Annotated in this window: 11 protein-coding genes; 10 read left to right on the plus strand and 1 reads right to left on the minus strand. The window is 59.7% G+C overall.

Translation table 11 applies throughout. The annotated features are described in order from the left end of the window. Positions 1-152: 152 nt before the first annotated feature. From PH552_RS20105 to fhuB, 8 genes are all read left to right on the plus strand, one after another. On the plus strand, positions 153-4,151 hold the full coding sequence (locus tag PH552_RS20105; RefSeq protein WP_112345110.1) for a non-ribosomal peptide synthetase: 3,999 nt from the start codon (positions 153-155) through the stop codon (positions 4,149-4,151). Positions 4,152-4,183: 32 nt separating this feature from the next. Beyond that, positions 4,184-5,503, plus strand: coding sequence for a lysine N(6)-hydroxylase/L-ornithine N(5)-oxygenase family protein (locus PH552_RS20110; protein ID WP_113250286.1), 1,320 nt, complete (start codon positions 4,184-4,186; stop codon positions 5,501-5,503). A 1-nt stretch (position 5,504) separates the two neighbouring features. Continuing rightward, positions 5,505-6,224, plus strand: coding sequence for a 4'-phosphopantetheinyl transferase family protein (locus PH552_RS20115; RefSeq protein ID WP_112345111.1), 720 nt, complete (start codon positions 5,505-5,507; stop codon positions 6,222-6,224). 165 nt (positions 6,225-6,389) lie between these two features. Beyond that, on the plus strand, positions 6,390-6,980 hold the full coding sequence (locus PH552_RS20120; protein WP_112345112.1) for a sigma-70 family RNA polymerase sigma factor: 591 nt from the start codon (positions 6,390-6,392) through the stop codon (positions 6,978-6,980). Positions 6,981-7,038: 58 nt separating this feature from the next. After that, the gene (locus tag PH552_RS20125) at positions 7,039-7,512 is read left to right on the plus strand and encodes a GNAT family N-acetyltransferase (protein WP_112345113.1); all 474 of its coding nucleotides are present in this window, start codon (positions 7,039-7,041) and stop codon (positions 7,510-7,512) included. Positions 7,513-7,573: 61 nt separating this feature from the next. Continuing rightward, on the plus strand, positions 7,574-8,386 hold the full coding sequence (locus PH552_RS20130) for an ATP-binding cassette domain-containing protein (protein WP_112345114.1): 813 nt from the start codon (positions 7,574-7,576) through the stop codon (positions 8,384-8,386). After that, positions 8,376-9,284 (plus strand): iron-siderophore ABC transporter substrate-binding protein, encoded by a 909-nt coding sequence (locus tag PH552_RS20135; RefSeq protein WP_112345115.1) that lies wholly within the window; start codon positions 8,376-8,378, stop codon positions 9,282-9,284. Before PH552_RS20130 ends, PH552_RS20135 begins: the two co-directional genes overlap by 11 nt. Beyond that, entirely contained in the window at positions 9,281-11,266 is a 1,986-nt protein-coding gene (gene fhuB / locus PH552_RS20140) for a Fe(3+)-hydroxamate ABC transporter permease FhuB (RefSeq protein ID WP_112345116.1), read from the plus strand. Before PH552_RS20135 ends, fhuB begins: the two co-directional genes overlap by 4 nt. Positions 11,267-11,641: 375 nt before the next feature. On the opposite strand, the gene PH552_RS20145 is transcribed toward fhuB, so the two are convergent. After that, the gene (locus PH552_RS20145) at positions 11,642-13,825 is read right to left on the minus strand and encodes a TonB-dependent siderophore receptor (RefSeq protein WP_183760823.1); all 2,184 of its coding nucleotides are present in this window, start codon (positions 13,823-13,825) and stop codon (positions 11,642-11,644) included. A gap of 297 nt (positions 13,826-14,122) precedes the next feature. Here PH552_RS20145 and PH552_RS20150 point away from each other — a divergent pair, with 297 nt between their 5' ends. Beyond that, positions 14,123-15,025 carry an alpha/beta hydrolase gene (locus tag PH552_RS20150; protein WP_112345118.1) on the plus strand — a complete coding sequence of 301 codons (903 nt, stop codon included), beginning with the start codon at positions 14,123-14,125 and terminating at the stop codon, positions 15,023-15,025. Positions 15,026-15,275: 250 nt separating this feature from the next. Beyond that, positions 15,276-16,259 carry a cellulose biosynthesis protein BcsN gene (gene bcsN, locus PH552_RS20155; protein ID WP_112345226.1) on the plus strand — a complete coding sequence of 328 codons (984 nt, stop codon included), beginning with the start codon at positions 15,276-15,278 and terminating at the stop codon, positions 16,257-16,259. Positions 16,260-16,319 lie beyond the last annotated feature (60 nt).

Here is a 16,319-nt window from a genome sequence, read left to right on the forward strand (position 1 = left end):
TTTCCGAAACATCGGAACTTACAGACACAAGAAAGTCAGCATAAGCGGCAAGTTAAACTCAATGTCTATTTCAAGACATTGTTATGCATACGCTATTGTATTCAGAATGGCCGGATATGTATTCAGAAATATTGACGGAGAGCGGCGAAGAAATGACCATTCATAATCGGAATGCCAAGGCAATGAATGACTCCGATTACCTCGCAAAATGCTCGCTGTCACCGACGCAATCGCGCATCTGGCTTCTGTCCGAGACGGGTAACGAAGCCGTCTATGGCCGGCAAATACTCGCCGTCACCTTCCCTCCAATCTCTCTCGTTTTGGCGCATCAGGCTCTTGCAATGCTTTCGCGCCAGCATCCCCTCATCACATCGGAATTCGAGGCTCGGCCGGGCGGCACCGTTCAGCAGATCCTGAGGAACGATCGCACGGTCGATATCATCGAGACGGAACTGACTACCGGTGGCGATCTGAACGCGGCGCTGACCGCAGTCGCGACCACCGAACAGGCCCGCCCGATCGATCTGACGAAAGGCAATCCGGCGCGCTTCATTCTCGCCGTGCAGAACGGCCAGGCGGTTGGTGCCGTATTTTCGCTGCATGCCATCCTTGCCGATGCGGTGACGCTGGATTTGCTGGCAACGGATTTCCTTTGCTATATCGACAGCGGCCGGCCGGCCGGCATCGCCGAAACCACATTGGCCGACGCAGCATCGTGGATGACCGGCAATGGCGCACCGCGCAATCCGCCACCGGAGCTGATCGACTTCTGGTTCCAGCGGCTGACAGGGCAGGAGAATATCGCATCGCTGCCGCCACAGACGTCGACGGGGAAGAATATAGTCGACGAGGCGTGGTTCGAGCATCTGCTTGAAGTGCCTGTGACGGGGCGGCTTATCCGGACGCCGGCCACCGCAGAAATCTCCCGAGATCTTCTCGCCGCGCTCGCGATCGCCCTTCGCCGGCATTCGGGCTACGGCACGCAAAGGATCGGCCTCGTCACTCGGCCGGAAAGTCAGACGGTCGCAGCACGCAGTGAGGATGTGCTGATCCTCACGACAGACCTCAACGGCGCCATGACGCTTCACGAGGTCCGTAAGGCATTTGCAGAGGAAATCGAGACCGCCGCCCAACAGGCCCTGCCCTTCGAAGCGCTTGCCGATGCCCTGCTGCGCCGGGATGAGCTGTTCGACACGACCGGCCTCGTCAAGACGCTTCTCGATGTGCGACCTGCCCTGCGCTTCATGAAAGCAACGCCCGATGGCATGGCAAGCCACAGCGTCATGGAGCCCCGGGCGCGCCGCGACGCCGAACTGGTCATCACCGTTTCCCCGGCACACAGTGGAACGTTGCGCATCGGCTTCGGTTTCGATCCGCAAAAGCATGACCGAGAGCAAATCCTCCGCTTTGCCGACGATCTCGCCATCGCGCTAGTGCGGCTGAACACCAGTCCGGACGAGCAGATCAAGCATGTTCCGTTCGTTTCGCCTGAAGAACTGGACAAGCTCTCGGCGCCCTATCCCGACGCGCCGGAACCGGACGATGGCACGCCGATCCATGAGGTCATCTCCGCGCAGGCGAAACGACGACCGAATGCCTTCGCCGTGGCCCAGGGCGAAAAATCGGTAACGCATGGTGAGCTCGAGGCAGCCTCCAATCGGCTGGCCCACCGCCTGATGGCGCTGGGTATAGGCCCAGAGAAGCGCGTCGCCATCGCACTCGAGAAGTCCATCGACGCCATCATCGCCATTCTGGCCGTTCTGAAGTCGGGCGGGGCATTCACACCGGTCGAGCCCGATCACCCGGAAGCGCGCAATCGTCATATTCTGACGGCGCCGGGGCTCTCGCTGGTCATTTCGCGCGCTCGCCATATCGCAAACCTTCCAAGCGACATTGCGACCCCCTTCCTCAATCTCGACGCCGTCGACCTTTCCTCGGAAGGCAGCGAGGCGCCTGCTACCGTCATTGCGCCACAGCAGCTTGCCTACGTGATCTACACCTCGGGCTCGACAGGTGTGCCGAAGGGCGTCGTGGTCGAGCATGGCCCGCTGGCGCATCATTGCAAGGCGACCCTGCGCATCTACGAGATGAGCGAGGAGTCCTGCGAATATCCCGTTCTTCCCTTTACCTCCGACGGCGGTCATGAGCGCTGGATGGTGCCGCTGATGGCGGGCGGCGGGGTGGTGCTGACACCAGACAAGCTTGCCACGCCCGAAGATGCCTTCGCGATGATGAAGCGCCATGGCGTCAACAATGCCAGCCTGCCCACGAGCTATGTACGCGGCCTTGCCGAATATGCCGGCGAGAACAGCGAGATACCCCGACTGCGGCTCTATTCCTTCGGCGGTGAAGCCTTGTCGCAGGCGGTGTTCGACATGATCACCGAGAACCTGAAGGCACAGCTGCTGATCAACGGCTATGGTCCGACCGAAACGATCATGACGCCGATGATCTGGAAGATCCCTGCTGGAACCCGCTTCGAGGGGACTGTCGCACCGATCGGGCGCGGCGTCGGCCATCGTCGCATCTATGTGCTCGATGCCGATCTTGCGCCCGTTCCGGTCGGCGTGATCGGTGAGATCTATATCGGCGGCAGCGGCCTGGCACGCGGCTATCTCGGTCAGCCGGAGCTGACGGCGGAACGCTTCATTCCGGATCCTTTCACACCGGGCGGACGACTGTACAAATCCGGCGACCTCGGCCGCTGGCGGGAAGACGGCATCGTCGAATTCGCCGGCCGCGTCGATCATCAGATCAAATTGCGGGGCTTCCGCATCGAGCCGGGCGAGATCGAAGCCGTGCTGCGCTCTGACCAGCGTGTCGCAGAGGCCGTCATCCTGCTGCACAATGAAGGCGGTCGCAGCTCGCTTGTCGCCTATGTGGTGCCGCGCGAAGGCGAAAGCTTGAGCGTGACGGAGCTGCGACGTACCGCCATGACGGCCCTGCCCGATTATATGGTGCCGCAAACGATCATGCTGATCGACAAGCTGCCGATGGGACCGAACAGCAAGCTGGACCGCGCCGCCCTGCCGACACCGCGCATCGAACGCGAGATGGCGCTACCTGCCAATGACAAGGAAAAGGCGATCCTCGACACCTGGAAGGAAATCCTCGACATCGGCGACATCGGGGTTACGGAGAATTTCTTCGATATTGGCGGCCAATCGCTGGCAGCCGTGCGCATCGTCTCGCGCCTGAAGATGCGCCATCCCGAATGGCCGCTGACGATCGCCGATATGTTCAATCATCCCACCGTGCGCGATCTTGCGCTCGCGATCGATGGCAATCGCGACGAGGCCGGCGTCGACGTGGTCTATCTTCGGCGAAATGGTGACCGGCCGGTGCTTTATTGCTTCCCGGGGCTTCTCGTCAGCACGCGCGAATATATGCGCCTCGTCGACTACCTCGGCCCGGAACAACCCGCAACGGGGTTCATCTGCTACTCGCTGACCGAGACCAAGACGCTGAGCACCCGCGTCGAAGATATCACGGCGCGCTACGCCGAGGCTGTGCGCAGGAAAGCCAAAGGTCGCCCCTGCGCCTTTCTCGGCTGGTCGTGGGGCGGACTGCTCGCCTATGAGGCCGCGCGTCAGCTCGGCAATGACATCGACCTGCGCATGATCGGCATGGTCGATGTCTGCGACATGGACGAGGAATTCACCGTCGGCATCATGCCGCGCTTCGAAGACGGTATTCGCGATCGCACCCATGCTGCCGTGCAGAGCTGGCTTGCCACCACACCGATGCGCGAGGACTGGAAGAGGCTTTTCGCCGCCATGAACGAGGAGGTTTACGAACAGTTCCTCCACCATGTCGTCAAGCATAATGTCAAACTGCCGACGGACGGTCCCGATATCGGTTCCGAGGAGCATACGTTCTGGATCCTCATCGACAATGCGATGATCTTCCGAAACTATCGCCTTCAGCAATCCGATTTCCGCATCCACGCGTTTGCGGCTGAGGATTCCCTTACACGCGCCCTCAATGTCATCGACTGGCGGCGCTATTCGCAAAACGCCACGGCCTCGGAGATCGTCACCGGCACAAACCACCTGACGATCATCGGCAAGACGCCCTTTCACCAGCGATTTGCGCGACGGCTCGATCACGCTTTTGCACCCGCGCCCCTTCCTGCGGGCATCATCAAGTAATCCCTCTCTCGATATCGTTCTGGAGCTGCATCATGACATCGCACGTGCTCGACCTCGCCGGGGCCGGAATTGGTCCGTTCAACCTCAGCCTCGCCGCCCAGCTCGACTCCGTCCCGGAACTCGCGGTCCGCTTCTTCGAGCGGCGCCCATCCTTCGCTTGGCATCCGGGGATGATGCTGCCGGGCGCCGAGATGCAGACGTCCATCCTCAAGGATCTGGTGACCGCGACCAATCCGACAAGCCCCTGGAGCTTTCTCTCCTATCTTGTTGCTCATAAACGCTTTTATCAGTTTCTTAATGCAGAATACGAAGCCGTTCCGCGCAAGGAATTCGCCGATTATCTTGGATGGGTGGCACGCGGACTGACCTCGCTTCGCTTCGGCGCAAGCGTGCGCGAAGTCCATGCCAATGATGGCTTCTTTTCCATCACGACCGACGATGACGCCATCGGCGCCCGCAATCTTTCCGTCGGCGTCGGCAAGGTCCCGGCTCGTCCAGCCTGGGCCGAGCAGCTATCGAGATCCATGACCTTCCACAGCAGCGAAGCGACGCAGCGCCTCGGCGACGTGAAGGCTCCGCGTGTCGCCGTTATTGGCGGCGGCCAGAGTGGGGCCGAGATCCTCGATGCCCTTCTGGATCTGAATGCCGTTTCGACGTTTCACTGGATCAGCCGCCGGCCGAATTTCGAGCCGCTCGATGCCACGCCCTTTACCAATGAACTGTTCACGCCTGGCTATATGGAACGCTTCCATGGGCTGCCCGAGGAGCTACGCCTCACTCATACGCGCCGGCAGGTGCTGGCGAGCGACGGCGTTTCCGCCTCCACATTGAAAAAGCTCTATCGCCGCCTCTATGAGCGCAAGCTCGATACCGCAGGCGGCGCGGATCATGGCATCTCTCTGCGTCCCTTCCGAAACGTCGTCGCGGCCGAGCAGGATGGCCCCGAAATACGGCTGACCATGCGCAACGGCTTCGACGACAGTATCGAAACGCTTGTTGTCGATATGATCGTCCTTGCGACCGGCTATCGCTTCGTGCTTCCGGAATTTCTGCACTCGCTCGAAAACCGCATCGAACTGAGCTCCATCGGCGAGCCGGTGCTGGAAAGCGACTTCTCGCTGGCATGGGACGGCCCGCGTGAAAACCGCATTTTCGTTCTCAATGCCGGCCGCCATAGCCACGGCATCGCGGAACCGCAGCTCAGCCTGGCTGCGTGGCGCAGCGCCGTCATCGCCAATACCCTTCTCGGCCGTCAGCATTTCAATATCGGCCAGCTCGATCCTATCGTTCAGTGGGAAACGAAGGGGCATTCGTCGGAAATCGCCTCTCATATGGGACAGGCGGCAGAATAAAGTGCCTCCCCTCCGAGAGAGAGAAAGCGTCGCGCAGGTCGAGCTTCACAGCCTGCATCTGCGCGACCGAGTTGATGTCCCGGACTGGATATTAAGTGAACAGGAAAGACACCGAGCGGCGGCATTCCGATCGGCCGAAGCGCGGCGTCTTTTTGTTGCCGGACGGTTCCTTTGTCGCCGCATCCTCGGCGATCTGCTCGGCTGCGCGCCACAGGCGCTCTCCATTGCGATTACACAGTCGGGCAGGCCCTACCTGTCCGATTTTTCCGATATCGACTTCAATATTTCGCATGTGCGGGACCGAGTGGCTCTCGCGATCTGTCGCGGCGGCCTGATCGGCATCGATATCGAACGCGTCGATGCATTTTCGGAAGAGGAGGCCGGCGAAATCATGCCGATGATCCTTTCCGAATACGAGTTCGATCAAGTTCGTCAGTTGGACGGGCAATATCGCCGCGATGCTCTTCTCGCCCGCTGGGTTCAGAAGGAGGCTGCCCTGAAATGCCTTGGCCGGGGCTTCCTCGCCGACCCGCGATGCGTGACGCTCTCACCCGATTATGCAACTTTTGGCAGCAAAAGCCAGCTATCAAGCGAGCCGATTTTCATCAATTCCGGCCGGGTCGGCGACGGAGAAATTGGGGATTTCCAATGGGCAATCGCGACATCGAGGCTCGTGACAGAGCCGCAATGGCGGCATCACATAAACGGGATTTCCTTATAGATCGCATTGGAAAGTTGAAATAGAATCAGGCGCATACGCCATGATTTAGGAGATGCTGCACTTTTCCACTCCGCTATCTTGACTATCATTGTCATGTTTTATAGGTTCCCTCTCAAAAAGAGGGGCACACAGAAATGCAACTTTGGATTTCAGCGAGAGCCCGACATGATTGCCAACCATTCGCAGTCGACTTCCAATGAGCAACTCCAAACAGCACTTCACGCCTACCCGAAACTTCTCTCCGTCGCGCGCAGGATCACGGGCTCCATGACCACGGCCGAGGATGTCGTGCAGGAGGTTCTCCTGCAGCTGGTCTCAAAGCCGCTGGGAGAAGACATAGCGGCGCCTGCGTCCTATGTGATGCGCATGGTGCGCAATCTGGCCACCGATTATATGCGGCGGCAGCAATATGAACGCGGCCTGTTCGTCGAGGAAGAGGTCGGGGGCAATACCTCGGCCTATGGAAGCCCTGAAGAACATCTCCATGAGGCCCAAGCCTACAAGGCCTTTCGCTGCACGGTCGAAGCCATGCCTGCCAGAACCCGCAAGTTCTACGAGGAGCACTATTTCGACGACATTCCCCAGAACATCATCGCCAAGGAGGCAGGCGTATCCTGCGCCCTCGTCTGCGGCCTTCTGCGGGAGGCGCATTCGCGTTGCCTTGCCGCCATCTCGCTTGAAGCCGATCATGATTGTGCCGCCACCAGCAACCACCGCCGCCACCGATCCGCACGGGTTCGGGAAATGCGCGCCTGATGGGAATACACCGCCATCTTCTGCCAACAACGCTCAACCGACAGGTAAGGAAAAGTAGATGCAGGAAGCTATCGAGATAACCGAATCCAAAGGTGCCATCTGTCGTGACATCATGTCGGAGCTTACGGAGTGGTTCACCGACCCCAATGTCGTCGAAGCCTGCGCAGGAGCTGTGGAAACCCTGCCGATGTTCGGCTGCGTCGAGACAGACACCGTCTCCGGTTTCGTTTCGTTGCGTGCGCATCCGCCGGCTGCCATGGAGATCCTGGTGATTGCGACGCGACGCCAATACCATCGCAGCGGCGTCGGCAAGCGATTGCTGGCGGCAGCCGAGACATTCGCGCGATCTTCCGATTGCAAGCTCTTGACGGTGAAGACGCTTGCGCCGCGCGGCAGAGACGAACCGCAATATGAAAAGACACGCGCCTTTTATGACAGGAACGGCTTCATCCGCGCCGAAATATTCCCGACGCTCTGGCGCGAGAGCGATCCATGTCTTTTCTTCGTCAAACCATTGATTCCAATCAATTAACTAAACCGCCCCAGCGGCAGTCGACATGTCAGCGAGCCGCCGGGCTTCAGCAGGAACGATAATGAAAGACGAAACTAGCGCCCGAAACGATCAGCGTCATGCAACGGTTTTCAAGACGGAAGGCCTGCGTTTCGAGGTCGATGGCAAAACCATTCTTCACCCGCTCGATATCAGCTTCAATGCCGGCGAGATTTCCGGTCTGATCGGTCACAACGGCTCGGGCAAATCCACGCTGATCAAGTTGCTGGCCCGGCAGATCCAGCCGACGGGCGGCCGCATTCTATTCGACGGCGTAGCCGCCGGCTCCTACGACATGCGTGCTTTCGCGCGCGCCGTCGCCTATCTGCCGCAGGACACCACATCGGCTGCCGGCATGAAGGTCGAGGAGCTTGTCGCCTGCGGGCGCTATCCCTGGCACGGAGCGCTCGGCCGTTTCAGCGATCGCGACCGGGAAAAGGTGGAGACGGCAATGAAGCTGACGCATGTCGATACGCTTGCGGGGCGGATGGTGGATACACTCTCCGGCGGCGAGCGCCAGCGCGTCTGGATCGCGATGCTGGTCGCCCAGGATAGCCGCTGCCTGCTGCTGGACGAGCCGACCTCGGCGCTCGACATCGCCCATCAGATGGAAATTCTCGGGCTTGTGCGGGAGCTTTGCCGGACGAAGGAATTGAGCGTTATTCTCGTCCTGCACGACATCAATGTCGCGGCGCATTTCTGCGATCATCTTCATGCGTTGAAGCAAGGACGCCTGATTGCCGCGGGGCCTTCGCCAAGCCTCATGAAAGCCGAGACACTGCATACGATCTATGGCACCAATATGGGCGTCACGGCCCACCCCGTGCATGGAACGCCGCTCGCCTATGTCATCTGAACGTCGCTTCGAGACTCTGGCATTATCCCGTCGCGCGTTGTTTCTTGCCGCCGCTGCACTTTGTGCCGTTCCGCGGGCGGGAATGGCGGCCGAAGCGATATCAGGCCCGATCGTCTCTCTGGATTATGGTCTGGCCTCGACACTGCTTGCGCTCGGCGTCACACCGGCCGCTATCGCCTCGCTTGCCGATTGGAATACTTGGGTCGTCGAGCCGAAAATGCCTGATGGCGTCATCGACCTCGGCACCACCAGCGAGATCAATCTCGAGGTCCTCGCCAGTATCAAGCCGGCACTGATCCTGACGACGCCCTATCTCGCCCCCCTGAAGCCGCGGCTGGAAGCGATCGCGCCGGTCATGGAACTGACGATCTATGCCGAGGGCGGCGAGGCACTGCAGCGCTCCATCACGGCGACGCGATTGCTTGCCGACGCCATCGGCCGTCGGCCACAAGCAGAAGATTTCCTCGCCCGGTCCGAGCAATTCTTCGACGATTGCGCAAACCGGGTGAAGAAGCTCAACCCGCCGCCTCTGGCGCTGATCAATTTCGTCGACCAGCGCCACGCCCGCATCTATTGCGGCGACGGCCTCTACCAGAACGTCATGACCAGGATCGGCCTGAAGAATGCATGGACCGGACCGGGAGACTATTGGGGCTTTGAAGCGATCGGCCTGGAGCAATTGGCAACGCTCGACCAAAGCCTGAGGCTGATCGCATTCGAGCCGCTGCTTCCGCCCAACGTGCTCGACAACCTGCAGGATAGTCCGCTGTGGACCAGCCTCCCCTTTGTGCGTGCTGGGCGCGTCTCGGTGCTGCCAGGCACCTTGATGTTCGGCATGGTGCAGGAAGCGGAGCGTTTCGCGCGTATCCTGCTCGATCATCTGGAAACATTCGCATGACCCGCATCGAAGCGAACAATATCCTCGGCGCTCCGGCTGTGGCGCTGACACTGCTGGCGCTCGCCGGACTCCTTTCCTGGCATCAGCTGGCACCTGATCTCGCACGGCTGACCGAGCAGGAAGCAGGTAATGATCCGCAGCGTCTGCTGCTGCTCTATTCGACGCTGCCGAGAATCGCGACGGCGTTGCTGGCCGGCGCCGCGCTTTCGCTGTCGGGAAGCCTGTTGCAGCAGGTGCTGCGCAATCCGCTGGCCTCCCCCTCGACGCTCGGCATTTCCGCGGGTGCCAATCTCGCGCTCGTCACCGTCATGCTCGCCTTTCCCGCTCTGCAGGGCCTCAGCCGCGATGCTGTCGCCCTGTTCGGGAGTACTGCCGCCGCGGCTATTGTTTTTCTCATCGGCGCGAGACGCGGCTTCTCGCCCTTGGCACTCGTCCTTGCCGGACTGATCGTCGGCGTCTGGAGCGGCGCACTGGCCGCCATTCTCGTCTTGATGAACGATCGCTATCTCTCCGGCCTCTTCATCTGGGGCGCCGGATCGCTGGCACAGCAAAGCTGGACCATTCCGCTGTCTCTCCTCCCGAAAATCGCTGTCCTCTCCGGAGCTGCCCTGTTGATGGCGCAACCGCTGTCACTCATGGAGCTCGGCGATAGCGGCGCTAGCGGACTTGGCCTGTCGGTGAAGCGCACGCGCATCGCCGCCGTCTGCATTGCGATCGCGCTTGCCGCTATCGTCACCAGCGCGGTCGGCGTCATCGGCTTCATCGGTTTGATCGCGCCGCGGATCGCCCAGCTTGCCGGCGCCCGGCAGATGAAGAGCCAGCTCGTTTGGTCCCCCCTCATCGGAGCCGGCCTATTGCTGTTGACGGATGAAGCACTGGTGCTCCTTTCCGGGGCATCCTCGACCTTCCTTCCGACAGGCGCCATCACAGCCCTGCTCGGCGCGCCGCTGCTGCTTCTGATGCTGCCGCGCCTGAAGACAGTGCAGCGCAACATTGCGCATCCATCGCAGGATGCGAACCATGCCATTCGAACATCGAAAGCGCTGCTGGTTGCTTCAGTTCCGGCGCTCGTCCTTCTGCTGGCCGGTGCGGTCTTCTTCGGGCGCGCACCGGACGGTGCATGGACTCTCCTCACCTATATGCATTGGCCCGACGTGCTGCCCTATCGGCTGCCGCGCATCGCCGGTGCTTTTGCGGCCGGCACGATGCTGGGCGTGGTCGGCACTATCCTGCAGCGGCTGAGCGGCAACGAGATGGCAAGCCCCGAGGTGCTGGGCATTTCCGCGGGCGCCACCTTGGGCGTCACTGCCGCGCTCTTTCTCCTGCCAGCTCCTGGCATTGCCGCGCAACTCGGCTTCGGCGGTATCGGCGCTTTCACCGTTCTCGTTGCCATTTTCCTTTTCGGCATCCGATCCGGTTTCGCACCCGAGCGTGTCCTTTTAACGGGGATCGCGCTCGGAGCCATGCTCGATGCCTTCATCAGCGTGCTCGCCGCAGGCGGCGATCCACGTGCGATGATCGTCATGCAATGGATGAGCGGATCGACTTATCTTGTCGACACGCCAAAGGCAATTTCCGCAACTGCGGCTGCGATAATGGGCCTTGCGCTTGCCTTCCTCGCCCATCGCTGGCTCGATCTGCTGCCGCTCGGGCCGCAGGCAGCACAAGCGATCGGTATCCGCGTCAATCTCGCCCGCGCTAGCCTCTTTGCGCTGGCAGCAACCATGACCGCCGCCGCCACCCTCGTCCTCGGCCCCTTAAGCTTCATCGGCCTCATGGGCCCGCATCTGGCGCGCGAGCTCGGATTGCGCCGCGCCACACCCCAACTCGCCGGCGCCGCCCTTGCCGGCGGCGGCCTCACGGTGCTTGCAGACTGGTTCGGCAGAATGATCGCATTTCCCTATCAAATGCCCGCCGGCCTCATCTCGGCACTCGTGGGGGCGCCGCTGCTGCTGGTGATGCTGATGAAGCGATCAAAATGATCGCTTCATTCTTTAAATTCGATCCAACTCACATGTAAGCTTTGTAAGATCTCAACGATGGTATGACCTTCTGTAGAAGCTATGCCATTGTCCAACGCAACCGATTTGCAAGTTGAAAGCTGGCTGCAATCCCGCTTAGAGAGGCGCCGGAAAACTCCAACCACGTTGGCGCAGAAAGCCGACCTTGGCTGAGTTATCAATCTGTTCCGCCTCATCCTTGCCCAGTCCAGAGCCGGTGGAGCACGGCGAAAAAGGACAGTGGATGCTCAAAATCTTGGCCGCTTCTATAGAATGCAGTTAGCAGTAAGCGACAAATCTCGCCGAATTGGTAGGTACATCAGGCGCCGCGAAAAAACGCGCGCCTATTACGCAACGTTACCACCTGTACCTCAACGACGCCGTGACGTTTCTCCCCTGGCCGAGATAGCAATAACCCTCATTGCAAACCGTCAGGCGGCGATTGACGATGTTGCGGAGGTCGACGGAGGCGGTCAGGCCTTTGTATTTCTGGTCGATTGCGCCGAAGTCGTAGGAGAGTGCTGCGTCCAGATAGAAGCTTGCGTCGTTCTTGGCGGTGTTGGCAGTGCTGGTATAGGTCTCGCCGGTGTAGCGGACACCGGCGCCGACGGTGAGGCCCTTTGCTGCCGAATCTTCCTGGAAGGTATAGTTCGACCACAGGCTGGCGATGCTCTTGGGCGTCACTGCGGGCGCATTGCCGGCATCGTCACCACGGGTGATTTCGGAATGGTTGTATGAGTAGGCGGCAATCACATCCCAGCCGTCGCTGATAGTCGTCTTGGCTTCCAGCTCGATGCCCTTGTTGGTCACCTCGCCGAGCGAGGCATAGATGCCCGTTAGCGGATCGACCAGAACGGGCTTGTTCTTCTCGGCGAGATGATAGGCGACGGCCGAGAGCAGAATGTCGGTGCCTGGCGGCTGGTATTTCACGCCCAGTTCATACTGTTCGCCCTTGGTCGGATCGAGGATGCTGCCCGATGCGGATCGCTGGGTAACCGGGTTGAAGGAGGTCGAATAGCTGGTGAAGGGCGCAATGCCGTTGTCGAAGAGATAGAGGGCGCCGGCCTGGTACGAAAATGCATTCTTGTCGAGGCGGTCACCAGTGGTCGTATCAGTGGAGACGATAGTGGTGTCGGTCGACTGCTTGACCCATGTCTGGCGCCCGCCGAGCGTGAAGCGCCACTTGTCGACTTCGATCTGATCCATGGCGTAGGCGCCGAACTGCTGCAGGCTGCCATCGACCCGGCTGAGATTATAGGCCGGCGTCGGACCCGATACTCCGTAGGTAGGGTTGTTGATATCGAAGTCATAGGCGGGGCTGGTCGTTCCATCCATCCCATATGCGAACGAATCGTTCATGCGGGTATAGTCGAGACCGAACAGCATGGTATGGGCAGCAGGGCCGGTATCGAATTTGGATTCAAGCTGGTTGTCGACCTGGAAGACATTCATCTTGTCGCCGATCGCGGTCGCGCCGCGCTGCGCAACGTCGCCGATCCAGCTGTAAGTGCTGAGATAACGCGACTTCAGATCAAGATGCGAGAAGCGAAGGTTCTGACGGAAGGTGAAGCCGCCATCGAATTCGTGCTCGAACTGATAGCCGACCTGCTGCTGCTGAGTCTTTTGATAGTCATAGTCCGGATCGCTGTCGCGGAGATTGAGAACATTACCGTCCGGACCGGTCAGTGCGCCGACATTGGCGTCGGTCTCGGTGGACTGCGCTGATCCATAGACCGTAAATTTCGTCGCATCGTCAGGCTTCCAGGTGAAGGAAGGTTGGATGAAATAGCGGTCGTCGGCGATATCGAAATTGGTGTCGCCCTTTCGCGCCAGGCCGACGATCCGGTACAGCATGGTGTCGTCATCCTTGCTGACCGGCCCGCCGAAATCGAACATCGTCTGGGCGCGATCCGACGTTCCCCAGAGAACCCCGACCTCCCTGATCGTTTCTTCCGTCGGCAGCTTCGAGATCTTGTTGACGATACCACCAGGCGATCCGGCGCCATAGAGCACCGATACCGGCCCCTTGATCACTTCAACCCGATCGAGCGCATAGGAATCGGTTCGGAACATCCCGTAATTCATGTAGGGCTGCCGCAATCCGTCGCGGTAGTCGCCATTAGTGGTGACGTCGTTACCGCGAATATAGATCTGGTCAAAACGCGGATCGAAGCCGTACGAGCCGGTCTGGACGCCGGCAGAATAGCGAACCGCTTCGATGATATCCTGCGCGCCTCGTTCTTCCATCTCCTTTTTGGTTATGACCGAAACGGAGCGTGGCGTTTCAACCAGAGGCGTACTGATCTTGGTGGCGCCTTGGCTTTTCTTTGCCGCTATCGTCGTATTGTCGCTTGCATCGCTCGACTGACCGCTGACGACGATCGGCGCTAGCTTGGTCGCGTTGCCGCTGTCCGCATTGGAATCCTGCGCAAAGGCATTTCCGCCCAGCGCAAGCGCAGTGGCAAGTGCTGTAGCACTGCCCGTAAGGTGGAATCTCCGACGCGTCAAGTTATTGATATAATTATACGATCCCTGCTTCATATTCCCTTTTCGCCTGCCCGTTCCTGAAAAAAGATGGCGCAAACTAGTTCGCGGGTGCAGCCGGCGTCAAGAATACATGAGTTATTAAGTCATCTTTTTTTCTGAATTCCGAATCCTTGTTGCAAAATGGCCTGCCTGGTCCACGGCCGGCAGAAAATGCACAACCATAATTTGCATTGCCACTTCATTTGAGTGGCTTGTCAGATTGCGTCTCCGATAATATGAGGGATAAAATCATCTTTTCGTCGGGACGCCGCGCAATTCGATGTTCCAAATATTCGGTCAGCCGGAGAAATCATGTCCGAACCGTCATTACCTGAAACAGCCGGTGTCCAGGCACCCGTTACGCTTGGCGGCTGCACGTTTGCCGATCTGACGTTTGAGAATGCCGATCAGCCGCACAGGATTTTTCTTTATCGCCCCAGCAAGCCGGCGCCGCCGGAGGGATGGCCGGTCCTCTATCTGACGGATGGCAACGCCTGCTTTGCCACCTCCGTCGATGCGCTGAAGGTGCAGGCGAGCTACCCGAATGGGACCAATGTCGGCGAAGGCGTCATCGTCGCCATCGGCTATCCCACGGACGAGCCGTATGATCCGCTTCGCCGCTCCTGGGATCTAAGCCCACCGCCGGGCCGGGTTTATCCACCATTTTTTCCAGACACACCCGACGTGAGGACAGGCGGAGGGAAGCATTTCCTGACGCTGATCGAAAACGAACTGAAACCCTGGGTCGAAGAGCAGGTTCCGATCGACCGATCGCGTCAGATACTTTTCGGCCATTCATTCGGTGGCCTTTTCGTGCTCTACGCGCTGATGACGAAACCAACTGCTTTCAGCAGCTGGATTTCGGCAAGCCCCGCGATCTACTGGGAAGACGCTGCCATTCTTTCGACCGAGAGTGCATTCCTAGATAAGTATCACGACGCTATCGATATCGAACTGCACCTCTCCGCCGGCCAGTATGAAGGCGAGACTCTTGCGCCCTTCCACAAGGGTACGCCGGAAGAACAAAAGCGGTTGGAACGCGCAAAGGACACGCGCACGGTGGAACTCGCCCGCGAGATGGCGCACAGATGGGCTAAGCTGACCTCATCCACAGGAGCTATAAGCTTTGAGGAATATGCCGGAGAGAACCATATGTCGGTGCTTCCGGTCGCTTTGAACCGGGCTGTACAGATCGCATTTCGCAGGATGAAATAGTTAGAAAATTCATCCGCTTGCCACTTGCGGCTTCACCGCATTCTTCAGCAACGTCGCCTGCTCGCGTAGCCGGCGCGACAGGCGTATTCGGCGCGGATTTCCCGTCATTTCGGAGAGTCGATCAAGCAAAATTAACCCCTGGTTAACCATAATCACCTTTCTTTGCTATATTGAATACAAGGGCTTGATTCTAAAGAGCGTCGCGCAATTTGCGATGAATGCGACCACACACGATTGCCGCGATCCCGAGATGCATTTTTCAAAAGCGATAGCGTTGATAATATTGGCTTGCCTCGGTGCCGGATGCACGACAACCGGCCAGGTTCGCCAGTCGATCGGCGTGGAAACCATTGCCGCCGACAAGGCGCTGGCCTTTCCGCCTCCGGGCGGACCGGCGATTGTCAATGTGGTGGAGCGCAGGCGCGCGAAAGATGTCGAGCAGACAATCTCGCTCTACACCTCATCTTCAGTTCCCGGCCAGAATTTTCTCAAGGTTCAGTTTCTCGGCATAACCGGCTCGAATCCCGGGCTCGGGAGCAGGCCCTTCGAGACGGTCAGCGAGGGCGCGATCGCGCGTGAAATGGCGGCTGCAATCCCCGGCGTGCGGCTCTCTCGCTCGGCGATATTCGTCCAGAACAGCTACGGTCCCTTTGGCTATGCCTCCGGCCAAAGCAGGGCCGGCGATACCTGTCTCTATGCCTGGCAGCAGGTGAAGGCCGGCTTTGCCCCCTCGCAGGAGCAACGCAATTTCGGCATGGTGCAGGTGCGCATCCGGCTCTGCGACGCCCATGCGACCGAACGCCAGCTCTTGAGCACCGTCTATGGCTATACGATCGCCGGCCATTTTGCCGGTGCCGCGTTGAACCCCTTCGGCGGGCCGCGCGGAGCCGATGCAGTTCTGGGCAAGCCGGGCGAACTGGTCTATCCCGATGCGACGACCTATCGTGCGGCGCCGATCGGCATCGGCTACCAGAACCGCCCCGCACCAGCGCGCACCGTTGTCATCCGCCGCCCGGCCGCGGTGCAGCCGCAGCCGCCGGTCCAGCCAACCCTGCCGCCAATGATCGGACCGCGGGTACCCTTGCCCGACGGACAAGGTGTGCCGCCACAGACGAATGGTGCAAGCGGGCCAACCTCGATCGGGCAGCCGCCGTCAATCAATACGGCAAGCAATATCGTCGTGCCTTTACCCGACTGTAACGGAGAAGCTGGCATATCCCAGGAGTGCCGCTAGCAGGCGGAACGGCTTAGGGACGCCAGGATGGCGTCTGGCAATACCTTTGAAGGGACACCG

The sequence above is a fragment of the Rhizobium aureum genome (assembly GCF_030182495.1).
GTDB classification, from domain to species: Bacteria; Pseudomonadota; Alphaproteobacteria; order Rhizobiales; family Rhizobiaceae; genus Rhizobium; species Rhizobium tropici_C.